General features: G+C 45.8%; 16 protein-coding genes. 8 read left to right on the top strand and 8 right to left on the bottom strand.

Annotated elements, in window-relative coordinates; all coding sequences use genetic code 11:
- Window positions 1-409 precede the first annotated feature (409 nt).
- From BTW00_RS01480 to BTW00_RS01490, 3 genes are all read left to right on the top strand, one after another.
- Entirely contained in the window at window positions 410-1,258 is an 849-nt protein-coding gene (locus tag BTW00_RS01480) for a MoxR family ATPase (protein WP_075105913.1), read from the top strand.
- A gap of 57 nt (window positions 1,259-1,315) precedes the next feature.
- Window positions 1,316-2,539, top strand: coding sequence for a VWA domain-containing protein (locus BTW00_RS01485; RefSeq protein ID WP_075105914.1), 1,224 nt, complete (start codon window positions 1,316-1,318; stop codon window positions 2,537-2,539).
- A gap of 311 nt (window positions 2,540-2,850) precedes the next feature.
- Window positions 2,851-4,068 carry a globin domain-containing protein gene (locus BTW00_RS01490; RefSeq protein WP_075105915.1) on the top strand — a complete coding sequence of 406 codons (1,218 nt, stop codon included), beginning with the start codon at window positions 2,851-2,853 and terminating at the stop codon, window positions 4,066-4,068.
- Window positions 4,069-4,283: 215 nt separating this feature from the next.
- On the opposite strand, the gene BTW00_RS01495 is transcribed toward BTW00_RS01490, so the two are convergent.
- From BTW00_RS01495 to BTW00_RS01520, 6 genes are all read right to left on the bottom strand, one after another.
- Window positions 4,284-5,093 (bottom strand): phosphodiester glycosidase family protein, encoded by an 810-nt coding sequence (locus BTW00_RS01495; protein ID WP_075105916.1) that lies wholly within the window; start codon window positions 5,091-5,093, stop codon window positions 4,284-4,286.
- A gap of 76 nt (window positions 5,094-5,169) precedes the next feature.
- A complete protein-coding gene (locus BTW00_RS01500; protein WP_075105917.1) occupies window positions 5,170-6,993 on the bottom strand; it encodes an FMN-binding glutamate synthase family protein in 1,824 nt (607 codons plus the stop codon).
- A 121-nt stretch (window positions 6,994-7,114) separates the two neighbouring features.
- Window positions 7,115-8,218, bottom strand: coding sequence for an RNA 3'-terminal phosphate cyclase (gene rtcA / locus BTW00_RS01505; protein WP_075105918.1), 1,104 nt, complete (start codon window positions 8,216-8,218; stop codon window positions 7,115-7,117).
- A 332-nt stretch (window positions 8,219-8,550) separates the two neighbouring features.
- Entirely contained in the window at window positions 8,551-9,009 is a 459-nt protein-coding gene (locus BTW00_RS01510; RefSeq protein WP_075105919.1) for a DIP1984 family protein, read from the bottom strand.
- Between the two features lie 881 nt (window positions 9,010-9,890).
- The gene (locus BTW00_RS14000; RefSeq protein ID WP_178379230.1) at window positions 9,891-10,064 is read right to left on the bottom strand and encodes a hypothetical protein; all 174 of its coding nucleotides are present in this window, start codon (window positions 10,062-10,064) and stop codon (window positions 9,891-9,893) included.
- A 102-nt stretch (window positions 10,065-10,166) separates the two neighbouring features.
- Window positions 10,167-11,399 carry an RtcB family protein gene (locus BTW00_RS01520; RefSeq protein ID WP_075105921.1) on the bottom strand — a complete coding sequence of 411 codons (1,233 nt, stop codon included), beginning with the start codon at window positions 11,397-11,399 and terminating at the stop codon, window positions 10,167-10,169.
- 261 nt (window positions 11,400-11,660) lie between these two features.
- On the opposite strand from BTW00_RS01520, the gene BTW00_RS01525 reads away from it, so the two are divergent.
- Both BTW00_RS01525 and rtcR read left to right on the top strand, forming a co-directional pair.
- Window positions 11,661-12,185: a hypothetical protein gene (locus BTW00_RS01525; protein ID WP_143506468.1), complete on the top strand. Its 525-nt coding sequence runs from the start codon at window positions 11,661-11,663 to the stop codon at window positions 12,183-12,185.
- Between the two features lie 33 nt (window positions 12,186-12,218).
- Window positions 12,219-13,922 (top strand): RNA repair transcriptional activator RtcR, encoded by a 1,704-nt coding sequence (gene rtcR, locus BTW00_RS01530; RefSeq protein WP_075105923.1) that lies wholly within the window; start codon window positions 12,219-12,221, stop codon window positions 13,920-13,922.
- A gap of 177 nt (window positions 13,923-14,099) precedes the next feature.
- Here rtcR and BTW00_RS01535 read toward each other — a convergent pair whose 3' ends face one another.
- A complete protein-coding gene (locus BTW00_RS01535) occupies window positions 14,100-15,005 on the bottom strand; it encodes a LysR family transcriptional regulator (RefSeq protein WP_083603523.1) in 906 nt (301 codons plus the stop codon).
- Between the two features lie 236 nt (window positions 15,006-15,241).
- On the opposite strand from BTW00_RS01535, the gene BTW00_RS01540 reads away from it, so the two are divergent.
- Window positions 15,242-16,945, top strand: coding sequence for an L-lactate permease (locus BTW00_RS01540; protein ID WP_075105924.1), 1,704 nt, complete (start codon window positions 15,242-15,244; stop codon window positions 16,943-16,945).
- Between the two features lie 26 nt (window positions 16,946-16,971).
- Window positions 16,972-18,714, top strand: coding sequence for a D-lactate dehydrogenase (dld, locus tag BTW00_RS01545; RefSeq protein ID WP_075106074.1), 1,743 nt, complete (start codon window positions 16,972-16,974; stop codon window positions 18,712-18,714).
- A 44-nt stretch (window positions 18,715-18,758) separates the two neighbouring features.
- Here the strand turns inward: dld and BTW00_RS01550 are convergent, their stop codons facing one another.
- On the bottom strand, window positions 18,759-19,589 hold the full coding sequence (locus BTW00_RS01550) for an IclR family transcriptional regulator (RefSeq protein WP_075105925.1): 831 nt from the start codon (window positions 19,587-19,589) through the stop codon (window positions 18,759-18,761).
- Window positions 19,590-19,793: 204 nt separating this feature from the next.
- Here BTW00_RS01550 and BTW00_RS01555 point away from each other — a divergent pair, with 204 nt between their 5' ends.
- Window positions 19,794-20,978, top strand: coding sequence for an acyl-CoA dehydrogenase (locus BTW00_RS01555; RefSeq protein WP_075105926.1), 1,185 nt, complete (start codon window positions 19,794-19,796; stop codon window positions 20,976-20,978).
- Window positions 20,979-21,157 lie beyond the last annotated feature (179 nt).

Genomic DNA, 21,157 nt, shown 5'->3' on the forward strand with positions numbered 1-21,157 from the left:
GGGCTGATGCTAAAATTGCCCCATACTGCGTTACAAATCTCGCTAAGGCATCTGCATTATCGTCGCTTTGTGCCTTGTCTGGAACAATTTTAGCGATCAGCAGTGCCTATTTGCGAATGTTCAACACGCCCTAGGCATTAATATAAAGTTATTGTCTTAAAAAATGACTGCATACCTGAATGAAAAGACACCAGTGCGTGTCTTTTTTTATGCCAGAGTGTTTACCAGTCATATGAGCAGTTAGAGGTATATAACCATGGTTGATAAAGGCGAACGCATGAGTATTTTGGCAATACGTCAGGCTGTGCTAATCTAATTTATCTTTTATTCATTATCAAATTTTTAGTTCTATTTATTTATAACCATATATTCATAACAATTTATCTATAACAACAATCGAGACCTGATTATGAGCAAGCAAACCTTTACCGGCACTCAAAATTATATCGCCACAGACGATTTACAACTGGCAGTGAATGCGGCCATGACGCTACAAAAACCCCTCCTGATTAAAGGGGAGCCGGGTACGGGTAAGACATTGCTTGCAGAAGAGGTTGCTGAGAGTCTAGGGATGCCGCTCATCACATGGCACATCAAGTCGACGACTAAAGCCGAGCAGGGTTTATACGAGTACGATGCGGTATCGCGCCTGCGTGACTCGCAGTTGGGTGATGACAAGGTTTATGAGATTGGCAATTACATCAAGCCGGGCAAGCTGTGGGATGCCTTTACTAGCACTGAGCGCAGCGTACTACTAATCGATGAGATCGATAAAGCCGATATCGAGTTTCCTAATGACTTGCTGCATGAGCTGGATAAGATGTCGTTTTATGTATATGAGACGGGCGAGACCATTACCGCCGCGCAGCGTCCAGTAGTAATCATTACATCAAACAATGAAAAAGAGCTGCCCGATGCGTTTTTGCGTCGTTGCTTCTTCCATTACATCGACTTTCCAGAAGAGCAAACCATGCGCCAAATCATAGAGGTGCATTTCCCCGATATTCAAGAAAAACTGGTCAACGACGCGTTGGATATATTCTACAAGCTGCGTAACATTCAAGGCCTTAAAAAACCACCATCAACGTCTGAGTTGGTCGATTGGTTGACATTATTGCTCGCTGATGACATGGCTCAGAATGAGCTAGAAGAAAACTTACGCGGTGAAAAATCTATCCCGCCATTATATGGTGCATTGCTGAAAAACGAAGCCGATGTGAATTTACTGCAGCGTTTTGCCAACATGATGCGTCGTTAAGCGCGTCTAAGTGTTCAGTGCTTTTTTTGTTTTACGTCAATCAGTGGTGCGTCTCTTATGTTCATAAAACTATTCTATACCTTGCGGACTTACGGCGTACCAGTCAGTACGCGTGAGCTGCTTGATCTCAATGCCGCGTTAGATAAGGGCCTGATGATGCAGCCGCATCCTGAAGATCCAGCACTGGCGACTTTTGCGAGCCGTGAGGATATGTATCGGTTGATTCGGCTGTGCATGGTCAAAGACGAGCGCCATTTTGATAAATTTGATCGGGCAATGGCGGACTATTTTGAAGGGGTGGATAGTCTCGATATGGATGCGCTGTTGGCTAAGCTGACGGACGTGCCAAAAGAGTGGCTGGATCTAAAGCTTGATCCAAAAAACTTGACCGAAGAGCAAAGACGCCTACTAAAAAAATACGGCTCGCTTGAGGAGCTGATGAAGGCGTTAGAAGAACGGTTAAAAGAGCAAAAAGAGCGTCATCAAGGTGGGAGTAAGTGGGTAGGAACGGGCGGCACCTCACCATTTGGTGCTTATGGCGACCATCCAGAAGGAGTACGCGTCGGCGGGGAATCTCGTAAACGTAGCGCTGCGAAAGTTTGGGAGCAGCGTAAATATAGCAATCTTGATGATGACAATCAACTGGGTACCCGTCAAATCCAAATGGCACTACGCAACCTACGTCAGTTTGCGCGCACAGGCAGTGCTGACGAGCTTGATATTCATGAAACGATTAAACGTACTGCCAAAAAGGGTGTGCTTGATATACATATGCAAGCTGAGCGCCGCAACCGTGTCAAAGTATTAATGCTATTTGACGTGGGCGGTAGTATGGACATCCATGTTGAAGCACTTGAGAAACTGTTCTCTGCGGCAAAGAATGAATTTAAAACATTAGAGTTCTTTTATTTTCATAACTGTCTATATGACTATGTATGGAAAGACAATAATCGTCGCCATAGCGCACCGATGCCAACGTTTGAGCTACTCAATAAATATGGGCGCGAGTATCGCGTCATCTTCGTCGGTGATGCATCGATGTCACCTTATGAGTTGATGACAGTCGGTGGTAGCGTAGAGTATATGAATAATGAAGCGGGCATCGTTTGGTTAAAGCGTGTACTGGAGCATTTTGATAAAGTCACTTGGCTCAATCCTGAAAACCCGTCGTATTGGCAATATACGCAAACCATCGTTGAAATTAAAAAGCTATTCGAAGATAAGATGTATCCGATGACGCTACATGGTGTTGAAGAAATGACTCAATATATGGCACGGTAATTTTGATATTCAGCCCGATTGATGAATAAATAAAGCCTGTTAACACAGAGTAAATCATTATAACAACAGCCGTTATGACAACATAGCGGCTGTTTTTTTATCGATGCAAATAAGCTCGATATTGATTGTATATTAGTATGCTTAGTAAAGTGTGATAAAATTCATTTAAAATGAATGTTATAAATATTCTGAATTGGGCGGTTAAAAATTTTGATGACTACTGTAAAAAGGTCTACTCATTATTGCTAGTTTAGACGGATTATGTTTAACATCTCAATTTATCAATGAAGTTAATGACTAAGAGAAACAACATGGCCTCACCAAAAACGTTAGAAATCGTCACCGCAACTGTTCCTGTACTTGAAGAGCATGGCGTTGCGATTACCACTGTGTTTTATAAAAATATGTTTAATGAGCATCCTGAGCTGTTAGATATTTTTAATGAAACCAATCAAAAATTGGGAAGACAGCAGACGGCGCTAGCAACGACAGTATTAGCCGCTGCCAAGCACTTGGACAAACTGGCTACGCTATTGCCACAAGTGACCCAGATTAGCCATAAGCATAGAGCGTTACAGATATTGCCTGAGCATTATCCTATCGTTGGTAAGCATCTAATTGGGGCGATAAAAGAAGTATTAGGTGAGGCGGCTACCGATGACATTATCGACGCTTGGACAGAAGCTTATGATGAAATTGCCTCAGTATTTATCCAAATTGAACATGGTATGTATGAAGAAGCAATGTGGCAGGGGTTTGCACTGTTTAAGGTCACTAAAAAAGAAGCAGTTGCTACAGATATCGCAGCCTTTACCGTGGTACCAGTCGATAAGAGTGAGAACAATTCGGGCAATGATTCAGCAAACGCTTTAGAGATTGATTTGAGCAAGTTGATCTTAACCGCTGGTCAATACATCACGGTGAAAACAGACCCAAAAGACAGCGACCATATAGCCTTACGTCATTATTCTTTATACTCTGCCAGTACCGATACGGGCATTCAGTTTGCGGTTCGACGTGATAACCGTAATGAACATCATGGGTTGGTTTCTAACTATATGCATGATCAACTAGAAGTAGGTGATACGGTTTTATTATCGGCGCCAGCTGGTGACTTTGCGCTCAATCAAGATTTGATACAGCAAAATGATATTCCATTGGTGTTGATGAGTGCAGGAGTCGGGGTGACGCCTGTACTGTCTATGCTAGAGGCGCAAGTATTAGCCAATCCTAAACGTCCTATTATTTGGGTTTATGCATGTCAAAATATCGCTCATCATGCTTTTTCTGATCAAGTTAGTAAGTTACTCGAACAGGCTGAGAGTGTAGAAAAGCATATATTTTACTTTGAGTCTGGGCAGTTATTGGATGCCGCGTGGCTTGCTACCTTGCCTAATCCTGCCGATATCTATGTGTGCGGCTCGATGCCATTTATGGAGAGCATGATTGATGGGTTAGTAGCATTAGATCATGGTGTCGATAGCGTCCACTACGAACCATTTGGCCCTAAGATGAGCTTGGGTGGCTAGTTTTTAACATATAGTCGGTGAACTACTAAACCGCTACGTCGTTACCCTCCTTAGATGGACTATTTGTACTATTTGCAGTCGGCTGCCTTGTACCCATTTTAGAGTTCTTTGACTATAATATTCAAAATAAACGTTTATAAAAAAGCACTTAGCGTGATTATTTTACGCTAAGTGCTTTTTTAATCTTAGTTGAAAATAAAGCGTATTAGGGTACATTACTCTTTATTTTCAACCAATCCAATCATTACGCCCATCTCTTTTTTGTCTTGCTTATCGATACTGGGTGCATACAGTGCTGAGGCAATGCCGCCATCCAAAAATAGCGCATTTGGACAACCTAACTCGTCTTTGAATAGAGTCGCAAACTGATAAAACGTCACAGGCTCATCTGTATTGACGAATTGTATGCTGCCATCTCGGCAAATGCCTGCACCATTACGCAGTTTGATGGATGTGCTATCAGGATTGAACTGCGGATGTATCTCATCATTGATGACTAGCATAGGACCAGATTGCGTCGCATACCAATGCTGTGCGTTGCCATTGTTTATCTGTTCATCTAAGGCGTGGCTTTCGGTGATTTGTACGTGACCAGCTTTGTCCCACCACATAACGCCATTGGGTAATAAATGAAAATTGCCACCACCTTCTTTTAGATTGAGCGATTTGACTTCTTCGCCTTTGATGACGGTGTAACCAATTGGTGCATAGTTTTCGTTGTACATTCCTGCGTTCATGGCAAAGTTTAGAGTTTCAGTCTTTGGTAAAGTGGACAACAATGTATCAAAGGTTAGTAGTGGTTGGTCATTAGAGGCTTGCCAAAACAGCTGCAGTGAATAACGATCGCTTGTTAATCCACTTGCATCCACACGGCAGACGCTATAAGTAAATGGCGAGTCTTTTGTCTGACACGACCAACTGTCTGTATCGAGGTTAGTCGTGTCAGTGTCTGTCTGCTGGCAAGCGCTAAGGCCAAGCGCAAGCACTATCAATGATAACGATAAGGTCAAAATGGAGGTTGGCATCAATCACACGTCTTTTACAGAGGGTATTTATGGTTTATTTGCTACTGCTTCATATATAAATCTTGGGTACTCGCTTTTAGTCGCTACTGGACGGATAGTCACGGAAAGTATTATTCACATTGCCGATGAGTTGTCCACCATCGGTCATGATCGAGTGGTCGGAGCTGTATGGAGAGCTATATCCAGCGCGGTGTTCGGTTGGTGCGCTAGTCTCTTTGCCTTTATCACGAGAGTCTTTGTTATAAGCAATTAGCGCATCATTATTGGCTAAGAAACTATCAGGATTGGCCATCACCCACATTTGATTGAAAATATCCGCACGCGCGCTATTATCAAGTAATGCGCCCTTATCCGTAAAGTAGAAAAACTTAGATAGCAGCTTAATCTGCCCGTCATCTAGACGGCGGGCGATATGATAAGGTTGCAGCTGACTCGGATGCTGTAAGCCCACCGCGCCGACGATGCTGGCCAATGATTTGAGTGTGTTTTTATGGAAGCTTGCCACGCGCTCTGCTTTACTAGGCACATCGAGCGCCTTTTGACGGTAAGGGTCTTGGGTAGCCACGCCTGTCGGGCAAGTATTGGTGTGACAAGAGCGCGACTGAATACAACCAACCGCAAACATAAAGCCACGCGCCGAGTTACACCAATCGGCACCTAGCGCAATCATCCGTGCAATATCAAACCCTGAGACAATCTTGCCACTGACACCAAGTCTGATCTTGTCACGAATGCCTGCACCGACCAAAGTATTGTGAACAAGCAAAAATCCTTCGACCATCGGCATGCCGACATTGTCCATAAACTCAACAGGCGCCGCACCTGTACCGCCTTCGGCACCATCAATAACAATAAAATCAGGATAGTTATCCGTCTCGATCATGGCTTTGACAATCGCCATAAACTGCCAAGGCTGACCCACGCATAGCTTAAAGCCAACAGGCTTGCCGCCAGATAATTCGCGTAGCTGCTGCCAAAAGGCGACAAGCTCACGCGGTGTACTAAACGCGGTGTGCGAAGCGGGCGAAATACAGTCTTGACCCGTCGGCACTTGGCGAGTATCGGCAATCTCTTGAGTGATTTTGCTCGATGGCAACACGCCGCCTTTACCCGGTTTGGCACCTTGCGACAGCTTGATCTCAATCATTTTGACTTGCGGATCGACGGCTTTTTCGGCGAAAGACTGTGGGTCAAAATTGCCTTCGGCATCACGGCAGCCAAAATACCCTGTACCCAACTCCCAAATCAGATCACCACCGAACTTACGATGATAAGGGCTGATCGCGCCTTCGCCCGTATCATGCGTAAATCCGCCTATTTTTGCGCCTTGATTGAGTGCCATAATGGCGTTTGCGGACAGACTGCCAAAACTCATCGCGGAGATGTTAAATACCGACATATCATGCGGCTGCTTACAACGCTCGCCGCCAACAGTGATACGAAAGTCTTTGTTTTTTAGCGGTTGACTGATGGCAGATTGCAAAAACCATTCTTTACCATGAGTATAAAGATTGTCTAGCGTACCAAACGCATTGGTATCGCTGACGTTCTTTGCCCGCTGATACACTAGCGCGCGCTGCTGGCGTGAAAATGGCACCTGCTCTTTGTCATCTTCAAGCAAATACTGACGAATCTCAGGACGAAAATCCTCTAGTACGTAGCGTATATGTCCTGCTATCGGGTAGTTTTTTAGCACTGAATGCTTGGACTGAATCAGATCATAAATACCGAGTCCTACGCCAAAACCTCCAATCACAATTAGCCAACCGTGCATCAGCAGCAATCCGGCTAATAATAGACAAATGGCTGCACCCAGCGTGCTATAGCGCAGCAGCAACCCGACAAAATACGGCGAGCTGGTTTTGGGTTCAGGGTGTAGATTGGTACGAGATTCAGGCATAACGAGGCTCAATAGTCATTGTAAATATAGATAAGACGATCAAATTTGTCGCGTATATCATACACCGATGCTATCGCCACGTCGGTATCATTGGGTAACAGTATACTAATGCTGGCAAATTTTAGCAGGTGATTCTGACTAATATTTGCTCATCGTCTATAGCATCAAACGTGATCGCAACGGGTAAAAATTGCTCAATGAGCCATGCTTGGGTTTTGCTATGCTCGCTAATAACCCGCGCGCTAAATGTACCACCGCCTGATAAGGCTAACGGTAATAGCAGCTGATCGGTTAAATATTCATCAATCAGCGCATCGGTGTCAAACAAATAACGCTTTACTAAGCCTGACAAACGACCACCTATCTTTTCTGCTGAGCTGCGTTTTTCTCCTAGTAACGTAAATATTTCAGAGTGATATTCTTTGTGATTTTGGATACTAATACTCTCGTGAGTGACTTTTGCATAGCAGGTATTGCCTTCACCAATGCCGTATAATTTATTACCGCGTGTTGTAATAAGCGCCTCATCCATACCCGCTTCAATCAACGCGGCCTTGGCGCTGGCAAGCTCGCGTTTGCAAATATCGTATTCTAGATTGAGCACGCTTGCGACCAGCTCCGTGCTGACAAGCTTACCGCGTTCCGTGAGGTCTAATCGTGAAGCATTAGCACGGCGCACAAATGGCGCAATAGTTGCTTTAATCGCGCCGCCGCCGATAGGGGCAAAGCCCGCTTGCAAGCATTCAATATCCACCTGCATGCTGAGCTTGGCAAGTAGCGGCACAAAGGCGTGCTGCAAAAAGTCGGTGGTTGGCGCTAACGGATTGTGCGTGCCGCCTATGATGGTAACGGTGGACTTGTTGCTTGAGTCAGCATTGGCAAAGAGTAGGGCAGGCAGTAGCGTCTGTAGCACCAGACTGGTACTGCCTGCCGAGCCGATATCAAAGGCATAATCGCCCGCCTGTACAGTACTTGGCGTAAAAGTAAATGCCATACTGCCCAAATGCGCGCCCGATACGCTAGCGTTTGATATCTGTTGTGACGCTTGTACACACATCAAATGCTGACGCATCAATCCGGGTTTGGCGCGTCCAGCACGAATATTGGTGATTTCAATTGGCGTACCAGTGAGCATCGATAATGACAGTGCCGTACGAATGATTTGTCCACCGCCTTCGCCTGTGCTGCCGTTAATTTTTAGGGTTTTATGTGTTGATGCTGGCATGATAAATGTCTTTATGATTTGTATGACTATTGATTGGTAGTGTTGTTAATGGACATAATAAAATGCTTCCCAATACTTTTCGGGTCGCATTTAAAATAAGATTGAAACCGACTGTCAGTGTCTGGTGCTAAGGTCTAAATGGTGCATTGTGCCAAGTGCCATGTGCGGGGCATAAGTGGTAAAAAATGCGCCTGCCCACAACGCGTAGCAGCCACGACAGTATATTTTCAACCCCCTGCTGTGGATACGCGGGGTCTGACACTCGCCCAATCGGTTCCAAAAGGGGAGTCTGTCCATTATCAGACAGACAAAGCTAAAAAAGGTTTACAAAGCTAATCCACAAGGTCAATCTGCCAGTTATTGGCTTGAATGACAATGTTAAGCTGACGCAGCTTCATGGCGATATCGTCCGCTTGCTTTTGCAATGCACCGACCGAGACCATCACTTGCCATTTAATCTCGCGCGGGCTATAGCGATCGACCTCGGTTTCGGTCGCCGCTATCGACTCGGTCAACAGCTTGTGGCGCATCTCAAGGGTATCGCGCGCAACGAGCAGCGCCAGCATCGATTGATTGTTGTCCGTCATCGCCACCGCGTTGGTGCGCTGAATGCGGGCGATAAGCGCGGACAGCTCAGTAATCAGCTGGCTCGCGTCCACTAACAGCTGATTGGGGTCTTCGCTTGGCGTATCGCCGTCTTGGACTTTGACATTATTGCGAATGCGTCCTTTGATTTGCGCCAGTTTTTTTTGCATATCGCTACGGATGAGTAGGGCTTCTGCAAGTTTCATATTGGTTTTCTCTTATTTTAATTTATTTTAAAATTTCATATGTATAATTGATATAAAGGAAGCTAAGTCTATATAAATAATGCATCTACTATTTTATTTAAAAACTCAGATTTTTTCTTATAAAAGATAGAAATACTATATTTAAATAAAAATTATGAGAGTGTACAAGAATATTTGGCTTGACTACCCATTGAGTAAAGAAATTTTCCATTTTTAGTGTTAATAAATGCAATTCCATTAATAATATTTCCCCAGTGTGTAGTTTTTATGCTATATTCATAAAAAATAAAATCATCTAGTTTTGTGTTTAAATTGTTATATATAATAAATCTAGAAATCATGTGAATGCAGCGATTTATTGTAGTCAACCCCATAGTGCTAGTCATTTTATTACCAGCTAATGAATAGCCACTATTAATTACCATATAAATATTCCCATTGTCTAATTTAATAGCTGAGTTTATATTGTCGTTTCTGAGGTGTTTTAATTCTTCGTCAGAAGGTGAATGGGAAATATCTATAGCATTAATTAGACCGTGACTAATTAATTCAGGTGTATGGCTGTCAAGTTTTTCTATTAACTTCTGTTTTGTCCAATCTCCATGTTTACCAATGGCAATGATATAAGCAGTTTTTTCGTGAAATTTTATAAATACTAGTTCTTTAGTTCGTCTAACATACTTTCATGTATTATCTAATTGGCTACCAAGATGGAAATGAAGTATACCCCAGTCATTAAACATAGCATCATTATTTCCTCTAAAAATACCTTTGCTCATGTATTTATCAATATCTTTTCCACTAGTAAGAGCTTTTTTAAGGTTTTCATAACCAGCTTTTAGTTCGGGAGGACATTTTAGGTTCGGAAGCTCTATGCATTGTCAAGGTTTATCCTTAATTCTCAATATATCTATAAAATCTAAATACTTAACTAGACTTAATTCGTAGGTATTTGGTAACGTAGAACTCCAGCCTTTAGATAATAAAAATTTATTGCAAGCTGTCTTTATTTTCAACTCTAAATGACTTTCAATCTCTTTTACTGTATTAGCCATGACTAATTTCCTTATTTCTTAATGTGGATATACCTGTTTTAAGTTTATATTATGAAATGTGGAACCAACTTTTGAGATTATATAGTCTTAAGTATCTCATGCTCACCCCTTAACACAAACCACTTGTCGCAAAGTATGCACCACTTCCACCAAGTCGTTTTGGGCTCTCATCACGTCTTCAATGTTTTTGTACGCCGCTGGGATTTCGTCAATCACGTCCGCGTCTTTACGACATTCTACGCCTTCGGTCTGGGCAATTTGGTCATCGATAGTAAAGACTTTTTTCGCCTCAGTGCGTGACATCACGCGGCCTGCGCCATGCGAGCAAGAGCAAAACGACTCTTGATTGCCTTTACCTTTGACGATAAAGGATTTTGCGCCCATCGACCCTGGAATGATACCGTATTCGCCGACGCGGGCACGTACCGCACCTTTACGTGTGACAAAGACTTCCTCGCCGTAGTGCTCTTCTTTTGCCACATAGTTGTGGTGACAGTTGACCGCTTTTACCGCAGCATCGAACGGTTTTGGCACGATAGTGCGTAGCGCTTGGATGGCTTTTTCCATCATGATTTCGCGGTTTTTAAAGGCAAAGCGCTGCGCCCAGCCAACCGCAAACCAATAATCATCAAAGTGCTCAGTGCCCTCGGCAAAGTACGCCAAGTCTTTATCAGGCAGGTTAATAAACCATTTGCGCATGTCTTCGCGCGCCAGCTCAATAAAGTAGCGCCCGATGGCATTGCCTACGCCGCGCGAGCCTGAATGCAGCATAATCCACACTTGATTGGTCTCATCAAGGCATACCTCAACAAAGTGATTGCCTGTGCCCAGCGTCCCCAAGTGGGTTAGGTTGTTGGTGTTTTTTAGTTTGGGATGCTTTTGGGTCAGATAATTAAAATCATCGACCAGCGTGCCCCAGCCATTCATCACGCTGTCATCAGGGTTCGCCCACGCGCCCACGTCACGGCGCGAACCGCGACCGCGCGTTTTGCTGCGACCGTGCGGAATGGCTTTTTCCAGCTCGGTGCGCAGTCCGTGCAAGTTGTCGGGCAAATCATCTGCGGTTAGCGTGGTTTGCACCGCCATCATCCCGCAGCCAATATCGACACCGACGGCCGCAGGGATGATCGCTTCTTTGGTCGGCAGCACCGTACCGATTGTCGCGCCAATACCGACATGGACATCAGGCATCACCGCGAGCCATTTATAAATAAAAGGCATCTGTGAGGCTTTGATCAGCTGGTCGTGGGCTTTTGGGTCGACAGGCACGCCTTTGGTCCATAGGCGGATAGGGGTACCACCGTCTTGAATGATGTTGTGATTGATAGGCTGCATAGTGTGCTCCTTAGCTTTTCATAAAAATGTTCTGTCTGTACTTTATATACTGCTAAGGGTGTGCCAGTTTTGCTAAAGATAAATTTTATTTTTATAAGTATTTGATATTGAATAATAAAAAATATTTTAAATTCTTTTTTTGTAAAATAATGAACTTTAATCAAGTAAACAAAGATATAATTTATTCTATAAATATAGTTTTTATTCTATTCTGACGTTTATAGAATTGTAAGATTTGGCTAGAAGGCTACTAGCGCATACGTGATGCCAATCAGTGAGCAGCAATGTGTTATTTATGAAGCGCAATGTGATACTCAAGATATAGCACACGTCTACGAGATGCTGCTAATGCTGACATCTGAGCTGGACTGTAGCGCATTGGGCGTGCTTAATCATGATGATGATTTGCTGCTTACCATATTGTGTAATAAAGGCAAGCTCATAGCAGATTATAGCTGCGGCATGAGCTTTGAAGAAATGTATGCTGAATATGATGACGAGCTGCCAGATATGGACGAAGAAGCAGATGAACCGCAGGGACAGCAAAAGGAAGAGCAAGCTCGTGTGATGGTTGATTCCTTATCTGAGGCATTTGATGAGGTGAATAAAGAGCCGCTACTTGAGGTACTGATGCAAGATTTCGTATTTGCTATTGAAGCGCACGAAAAGTTGGTCGAAGTAGTGGGGCTGCCTGAATGTTCGATTGGGTTGGGGTATAACCATATCAATGAAGGTCAGATAGAAGATCAATTGGACAGTAAGCAATTAATGCAAATTGGTAACTGATTAGAAAAGGTGTGATAAATAGAGGTTAATAAAGTGCAGCGTAAAAAATCCGCCGTTATCGGCTTTCTCGGTACGACCTTGGACAACGGCTTTAATGACAAGCGTTGGCAGCGCTGGCGTCCGACCGTCAGTCTGTGCCTGCATGATGACCTGCTGGTCGATGAGCTGCATATCCTCTATAGCAAGCGCGACAAGCGACTGTTTAACGTCATTGTTGATGATGTGGCGCAGGTCAGCGCCGATACCAAAGTCATTGGGCATCGGGTGACGCTGGCGAGCCCATGGGATTTTGCTGATGTCTATGCTGAGCTGTATGACTTTGTCACAGGCTTCGCCTTTCGTGAAGACACAGACTATCTGCTGCATCTGACCACAGGCACGCATGTCGCGCAGATTTGCTGGTTTTTGCTGGTTGAAGCGGGGTTTTTGCCTGCTGATTTGATTCAGACCTCGCCGTGTCCCAAGCCTGACCAATACGACCCACAAGGCCGCTACCAAATCATTGATTTAGACGTGTCGCGTTATGACAGCTTGCGCGCGCGTTTTGAAGCAGAAAAAGCTCAGCACTGGCAAACCCTGCAAGCCAATCTCGTCACCCAAAACGCCGCCTATCAACAGCTGATTGCGGATATTGAAAAGGTCGCCACGCGCTCTAACGCCCCGATTTTGCTGATGGGCGCGACAGGGGCAGGCAAGTCGCAACTGGCGACGCAAATCTACGCGCTCAAGAAAAACAAAGCCAACAACAAACAGCCACTCGGCGCGTTCGTCGAGGTCAACTGCGCCACCTTGCGCGGTGATACCGCTATGAGTGTGCTGTTCGGTCATGTCAAAGGCGCGTTTACGGGCGCGGCGTCGAGCCGTGAGGGTCTGCTCAAATCAGCGGACGGCGGCTTGCTGTTTTTGGATGAAATCGGCGAGCTGGGGCTGGACGAACAGGCGATGCTCTTGACCGCGCTTGAGGCACAGCGCTTTTATCCGCTTGGTAGCGATACGCCCATTGATGTGTCATTTCAGCTGATGGCAGGGACAAACAAGGACTTGCGCCAAGCGGTCGCGGATGGTGAATTCCGTGCCGACTTGTTTGCGCGCCTGAACACGTGGACGTTTTTTTTACCATCGTTAAAAGACCGTATCGAGGACTTGCCTGCCAATATTGATTACGAGCTGGCGCGTCTGGGCAGTGAGCAGCAGTACCAGTACCGCTTTGAGCCTGAGGCGCGGGCGTACTTTGAAGCCTTTGCCACAAGTTCTGAGGCGACGTGGCAGGGCAACTTTCGTGATTTGAGCGCCAGCATGACGCGCTTAACGACATTGTGCGAAGGCAAAGTGATTCGTATGCCCGATGTTAAGGCAGAAATTACCCGCCTTAAGCATTTGTGGGCATTGCCCAATAGCGCGCAGAATCAAGCGGACAAGGCGTATGCGCCCAGCCCAACCGAGCAGCAAGCGCACGCGGATACGGTGCTGAGTCGTCATCTATCAAGCGACGACAAAGACGCGCTCGACCCCTTTGATGCGGTGCAGCTGGCATATGTGATTGAGGACTGCTATCAGCATAGCAGCCAAGCGGCGGCAGGGCGCTATCTGTACGCCAACTCCCGCGACAAGCTGAAAAATCCTAATGATAGCGACAGACTGCGTAAGTATTTAATGAAATTTGGGCTAAGGTTTGATGAGCTGAAGTTTGATGGATTGGATAATGGCTTTAATCAGTCAGTAGGTCAATATAGATAATAAGCCTATAAAAGTACATGAAAAACGCTGCTAATTTCATTTCAAAAAACGATGACGTATTTGGTCGTATCGCTATCTAGAATGTCACAGAAAAATATTAAATCAGCCACCCAAACAGGTGGCTTTTTTATGTCCGATAAAACAGTTGGGTATGAGGCGGCTTATAAAACTAGTGCTTTAGCAGTAGTAGGCTTCTTTGTCTTTTAGCGCGTCTTGCAAATAAGCAACCAATAATTTGAGCTTTTGATCGGGCTGTTTTGATTTGGGATACACCGCAAACATCCCCATACGCTTGCGGGTAAAATCTTGCAAAATTTGGGTTAAAGTCTGGCGCTGAAAGGCTTTATACACTAGTGCTTGCGGCAAAAAAGCAATGCCCAAATCACTCAGCGCAGCATGTTTGATCGCGCTTAAATGATTGCTATAAAAGCGGCCACTGACGGGCAGCAGCAGCTCAGCACCATCCTCATATAACGGCCACAAGTCGCTACTGGTGTTATCAAATTTATAGATGAGGCAATCATGATTTTGCAGTTGGGCGGGGGTTTGCGGCGTACCATATTTGTTGAGGTAATTTTGGGTGGCGCAAATCACCCATTGACTGTCTATCAGGCGTTTGACAATCAAGGAGGAGTCTTCAAGCTCCGCCGTTCGGATGGCCAAATCAAAGCCATCTTCGACCAAATCAATCAAACGGTTGGTGATGTATAGCTCTACGGTTATCTCAGGATATTTTTTACAAAATTCAGCGATAGCCGTGCTGAGTAGTAAGTCAGAAGAGACCACAGGGGCGGTGACGCGGATATAGCCTTTCATGTTTTCGCCATAGCCGATGACAGCATTTTCCGCTTCTTGAAAGGCAAGCTGAGCCAATTTGGCTTTGTGATACAGCGTTCGGCCGGCATCGGTCAAGCTGAGTTTTCGGGTGGTTCGGTAGAGCAATTGTGCATTTAAGTTGGCTTCTAGGCGCGCGATACGTTTGCTCACTACAGAATTGGTCAGCGCCAGTTTGTCAGCAACTTTGGAAAAAGAGCCTTCATCGACCACCAAAACAAACAAAACCATGTCATCAGCTTTAATCATACCGATTCTCTAATCAGGGTAATATATTTCGCATTATAGCAAAAAAGGAAAATAACCTTGTCTGATCATGCTGTTTATCTTTGCCCTTGTAAAGCGTAGAGTGTGTGAATTCTACCCTAAGCACAATGAGGCTGTTAATCTGAGCGATTGAGTGGCTGTATGTAAGGACTGTGCTTAAGGGCGGCGTTTAAGAGTGGTGTTCAAGGATGCACAGACGATAACAGGGAGAGGGAATTTTGAATCAGACTGTCTATGGGTTACTTGCCCTATTGCCAATCATACTCAGTGGCGTATTTCTTATTGGTCTACAATGGTCGGCCAAAAAGACCATGCCGATCATTTTGGCGGTGACTGCCGCGCTCGCACTTTTTATTTGGGACATGACGTTTAACCGCGTGTCGTCCTCTATTCTTCAAGGGACCGTGATTACGATATCGGTATTGTGGATCGTATTTGGTGCCCTGTTCTTATTAAATACTCTAAAACACACGGGCGCTATTGCAGTGATTCGCGCAGGTTTTATCAACGTATCGCCTGACCGCCGAGTGCAAGCCATCATCATTGCATGGTGTTTTGGGACGTTTCTTGAAGGTGCGGCAGGCTTTGGCACACCGGCTGCAATTGCGGCACCGCTGCTGGTCGCGATAGGGTTCCCTGCATTGGGTGCGGTGCTTATGGGGATGATGATCCAAAGCACGCCCGTATCGTTCGGGGCGGTCGGTACGCCGATTGTCATTGGGGTGAATAAGGGTCTAGATACCGTGGCCATCAGTGCGCTGCTGGCGCAAGAAGGCATGCAATGGGAAGAATTTTTACAACTGATTACCACCCAAGTGGCGATTATTCACGGTGTGATTGGGACGTTTATGCCGCTCCTGATGGTGATGATGCTCACCCGCTTTTTTGGTAAAAATAAAAGCTGGAAAGAAGGCTTAGCCATTTGGCCCTTTGCCATCTTTGCAGGGTTGGCCTTCACTGTACCTTACGCTTTAACGGGTATTTTCTTGGGTCCTGAATTTCCATCGTTGGTTGGTGGACTGGTCAGTGTGGCGATTGTCATTCAGGCGGCTAAAAAAGGATTTTTGGTACCAAAGACCACGTGGGACTTTGAAGCCAAAAGCAGCTGGCCAAGCGATTGGATGGGTAAACTGGTGGTCAGCAAAGAAGATGTGGCCACCCCAGCAGGCAAGACCATGTCTACGCTGATGGCATGGTTTCCTTACTTGCTAGTGGCGCTGCTACTAGTGTGTTCGAGAATGTTTGCTGACTTTAAGGACTTGCTCAGCAGCGCCACGCTAGATTTTAATACGATTTTGGGCGAGGCCGATATCAGTGCAGGTTTTAGTCCTTTATATTTGCCCGGCGGCCTGTTGTTAATCAGCGCCTTAATCGCAGCTTTTGTGCAAACTAAAAATCCAACACGTGCGCTGGGTGATGCTTTGAGCGAATCAAGCAAAACCGTCTTAAGCGCTGGGTTTGTGCTTATTTTTACCATCCCTATGGTTCGGATTTTTATCAACTCTGGGGTCAATCTATCCGATGTCGCGAGTATGCCAGTTGCCAGTGCTGAGTTGTTTGCAGGCACGTTTGGCAGCGCCTTTCCGCTGATCAGCTCAACCATCGGTGCCCTAGGTGCGTTTATCGCAGGCTCGAATACCGTATCAAACATGATGTTCAGTCAGTTCCAGTATGAAGCGGCCATGAGCTTGCACATCTCGCCCTCACTCATCATCGCAGCACAAGCGGTTGGCGCCGCGGCGGGTAACATGATTGCCATTCACAATGTGGTGGCCGCATCAGCAACCGTTGGGCTGCTTGGGATGGAGGGCGCGACGCTGAGACGCACCATCTTACCAACCATCTATTATGTGTTGTTCAGTGGCATCATCGTTATGGCAGCCATTTATCTCTTTGGCTTTCAAGGACCGCTAACCTTATGAATGCACAGCAAAAAAAAGAGCAAGTAATGAACCGTTATCGATCGACCGCCTCCTATACAAGCCAGCTACCATCAGATCAGGTGTTGGTTAAATTGATCAAAATACTGGGCGCTGCCAATATACAGGCAGATCCAGCAAAAAATGAGCACTACCGCATGGGCTGGCGCTCAGGCGGCGGTATCGCGCTGGCAGTGTTGTTTCCGCAAACGCTGCTTGAGATTTGGCAATGTCTGGAAGTGTGTGTTGAGGGCAACTGTATTATCATTATGCAAGCGGCCAAAACAGGTCTGACAGAAGGCTCAACGCCCAGCGGTGATGACTACGATAGACCCGTGGTGGTCATCAATACGCTGGCGATAAATAAGCTGTATTTGATCAATGATAATGAGCAAATTATCAGCCTACCGGGTACGACTTTGCATCAACTGCAAAACGAGTTAAAAGCGGTCAATCGAGCGCCGCACTCGGTGATTGGCTCATCGACTTTGGGCGCGTCAATCGTCGGTGGTGTCTCCAATAATTCGGGCGGCGCGCTGGTCAAACGAGGCCCTGCTTACACAGAGCTGTCGCTGTTTGCTCAGATTAATGAACACGGTCAGCTGGTACTGGTGAATCATTTAGAGGTCGATTTGGGCGATACGCCCGAAGAAATCCTCACCAATTTACAAAACGGCTATTTTGACAAGTCACAGTTATCCCAAAGCAACAAACTGGCCTCAGACAAAGAGTATGTCGCCCGAATACAGGATGTCAATGCCGACACGCCGAGCCGCTTTAATGCGGATAAGCGCAGGCTGTATGAAGCCAGTGGCTGTGCAGGCAAGTTGGCCGTTTTTGCCGTTCGCCTGGATACGTATCCCACCGCGACCAAAGAGCAAACCTTTTATGTCGGTAGCAATAGTGTGCAGGAGTTGGCACTACTGAGACGACAAATACTATCGAGCTTTAAAAACGTCCCTGAAGTGGGCGAATATATGCACCGCGATATATTTGATGTGTCTGCCAAGTACGGCAAAGACACCTTTTTGAGCATCAAGCATCTGGGTACCAATGCTTTGCCCAAGCTGTTTTCTATCAAAGGCAGTATTGATGCCAAACTGAGTAAATGGTCATGGGTGCCCAATCATTTGACCGATAAAGTTATGCAAATGATCGCCCAAATATTGCCGCAGCATTTGCCCAAGCGCATGCTGGAGTACCGCAACCAGTATGAGCATCACCTGATTATCAAAATGAGTGATGAGGGCATCTATGAGGCGCAGTCTTTTTTAGAGTCGTTTTTTGCAGACTCAGAAACGGGTAGTTATTTTACCTGCACGCAAGCTGAGTCAGACAGCGCCTTTTTGCATCGCTTTGCTGCTGCAGGGGCCGCCATACGTTATGAGGTCATGCATGAAGAGACCGCCGGAGAGATACTGGCGCTCGATATTGCTATCCCGCGTAACACGCTTGATTGGCTGGAAAATTTGCCTGAGAGCATCACTCAGCACTTAGAAAAAAAGCTGTATTACGGTCACTTTTTTTGTTATGTGTTTCATCAAGATTATATTTTAAAAAAGGGCAGTGATGCCAAGCAGGTCAAAAAGATGATGCTTGAGCTATTAAACAAGCGCGGTGCCAAATACCCTGCTGAGCATAATGTCGGCCACTTATATGAAGCCGAACCTGATTTGCAGCAATTTTATGAGCGCCTAGATCCTACCAATACTTTTAACCCTGGTATCGGTCAAATGCCAAAAACCAAACGCAACTGCGCGTGCTGTTTATAGCCATTTATAATGGTGATGAGGCTTGAAGTGACAGTCGCTTACTTTTACGCATCACCACCGCCAATCCGCTCCGCCAACGCCTGCAATTTTGGCACTATGATTGCCGCATAGTCGTCCGCCTCCCAATTAGCGCTTGGTACACTGGCATTGAGCGAATAGGCGTATTGCCCAGTCGCGACATCGTATACCCCAACCGCGACTGCCAAGATATCAGTAGAGAACTCCCCATCAGAGACGGTATAGCCGTACTGCTCATAATGCTGGGCTGCTTGAGTGAGCGCTGACTGTGCGTGAATGTAATCTTCATCAGATAAATTCTCTTTCAAATTGCTAATAATCGTTGCCTGTCTCGCTTGAGAGCTTACTGCATAAAAAGCCCGTCCAATGGCAGTACGTGCCACCGGCACCGCTGAGCCAACCTGCAAGTTGACCGATAGGCGTGCAGGACTACGACAGCAGGCGTGATAGCGCATCTCTCCTTCAACTTCGGTCGCTAGATTTACCGATACCTCATTTTCGCTAGCGAACTGCCGTAATAGTGGCTCAGCATAGGCCACCATATCGTGACGACTCCACGCGGTCGCGCTTAGGCGTACTGCACTACTGCCCAGTTGATACTGTCCGTGCTCATTAGTACGCAAAAACCCAAGCGTGGTCAAGGTATGAATCAGGCGACTAATGGTCGCTTTTGGCAGTTTGGTCATCTGACATAGTTGCTGATGGGTAAGGCGCTCATGGTGTTCAAAGGCAGCCAGTATAACCAATCCACGACCTAGTGCCGTCACAAACTGTCGGTCATTATCATCCTTGCTTTGACCCATCAGGTGATCCATTCGTTCGAGTAGTGAGGTAGCTGCCGATGTAGATGTTGTCATTTTATCTCCATTTCCCTTAATGATTATCTCTTTTGATGCCTATTTTTTAATAAAGGTTTACAGGACGGCGAAAGTTTGTTTAAATAGTTTATATTATGAAACTAAGTTTCGCACAGCGGAATGACAAAGTCAATAACTTGTTAAACCAAATGATGTATCAACCACTATTCGTCAGTCAGGATGACTGATATCAAGGAGAGACACATGGCAACATCTACCAGCCCACGCTTTGATTGGGAAGATCCTTTCTTATTACGCGACCAGCTTACTGAAGAAGAGCGTATGGTCACTGACAGTGCCCGTCAATTTTTTCAAAAGGAATTGATGCCCGGTATTATCAATGCCAATCGCAATGAGCATTTTGATCGTAATATCATGCGTCAAATGGGTGAGATGGGTCTGCTTGGCGTGACCATCGAAGGTTACGGTTGTGCGGGTTTGTCCAGTGTCGCTTACGGTCTGATTGCCAAGGAAGTGGAAGCGGTCGACTCAGGCTACCGCTCAGCGATGAGTGTGCAGTCAAGCCTAGTGATGCATCCGATCTGGGCGTATGGAACAGAAGAGCAAAGAGAAAAGTATCTGCCAAAGCTTGCTACAGGTGAGTACGTCGGCTGCTTTGGTCTGACTGAGCCTGATTCGGGTTCTGATCCTGCCTCAATGTCGACACGTGCGCGTGCCGTTGATGGTGGTTATGAGCTGACGGGCAATAAAATGTGGATTACCAACAGTCCTATCGCGGATGTGTTTGTGGTCTGGGCAAAAGATGATGCAGGCGAGATTCGTGGTTTTGTCTTAGAAAAAGGCATGAAAGGCCTATCTGCGCCGAAAATCGAAGGCAAGTTCTCATTACGTGCGTCAGTCACTGGCGAGATCGTCATGGACAAAGTGTTTGTTCCTGAAGCCAATGCTTTCCCAGATATCCGTGGTCTAAAAGGGCCATTTGGCTGCTTGAACAAAGCCCGTTATGGTATCGCTTGGGGCTCGATGGGTGCGGCTGAATTCTGCTGGAAAGCAGCTCGTCAATACACGCTTGATCGTAAGCAGTTTGGTCGTCCACTAGCGGCAACGCAGCTGGTACAGTTAAAGCTTGCCAATATGCAAACCGAAATCAGCTTAGGTCTACAGGCCGCGCTACGTGTCGGTCGTTTGATGGATGAAGACAACGCTGCACCTGAGATGATCTCCATGATTAAGCGTAACAACTGCGGTAAAGCGCTCGATATCGCTCGTATTGCCCGCGATATGCATGGTGGTAATGGTATCTCTGATGAGTTCCACATCATCCGTCACGTGATGAACTTGGAAGCCGTCAATACTTACGAGGGCACGCATGATATTCATGCGCTTATCTTAGGCCGTGCACAGACAGGTATTCAAGCGTTCTTTTAAATATTTTTAGCTAAGAATATTTAACAAAGTTGTACTTCATGACGTACGTTACTGCTTGGCTTTTTGTAAAGAGTATCGACAGTGGCGTACGTTTTTCAGTTGTTACTCACCATTTATTTAACAGTGTGTCATTAAACAACGCAAAAAACTAAATGATGAATAGCAATTTTCTAATCAGA

The sequence above is a fragment of the Psychrobacter sp. C 20.9 genome, assembly GCF_001921765.1.
GTDB classification, from domain to species: Bacteria; Pseudomonadota; Gammaproteobacteria; order Pseudomonadales; family Moraxellaceae; genus Psychrobacter; species Psychrobacter piscatorii_B.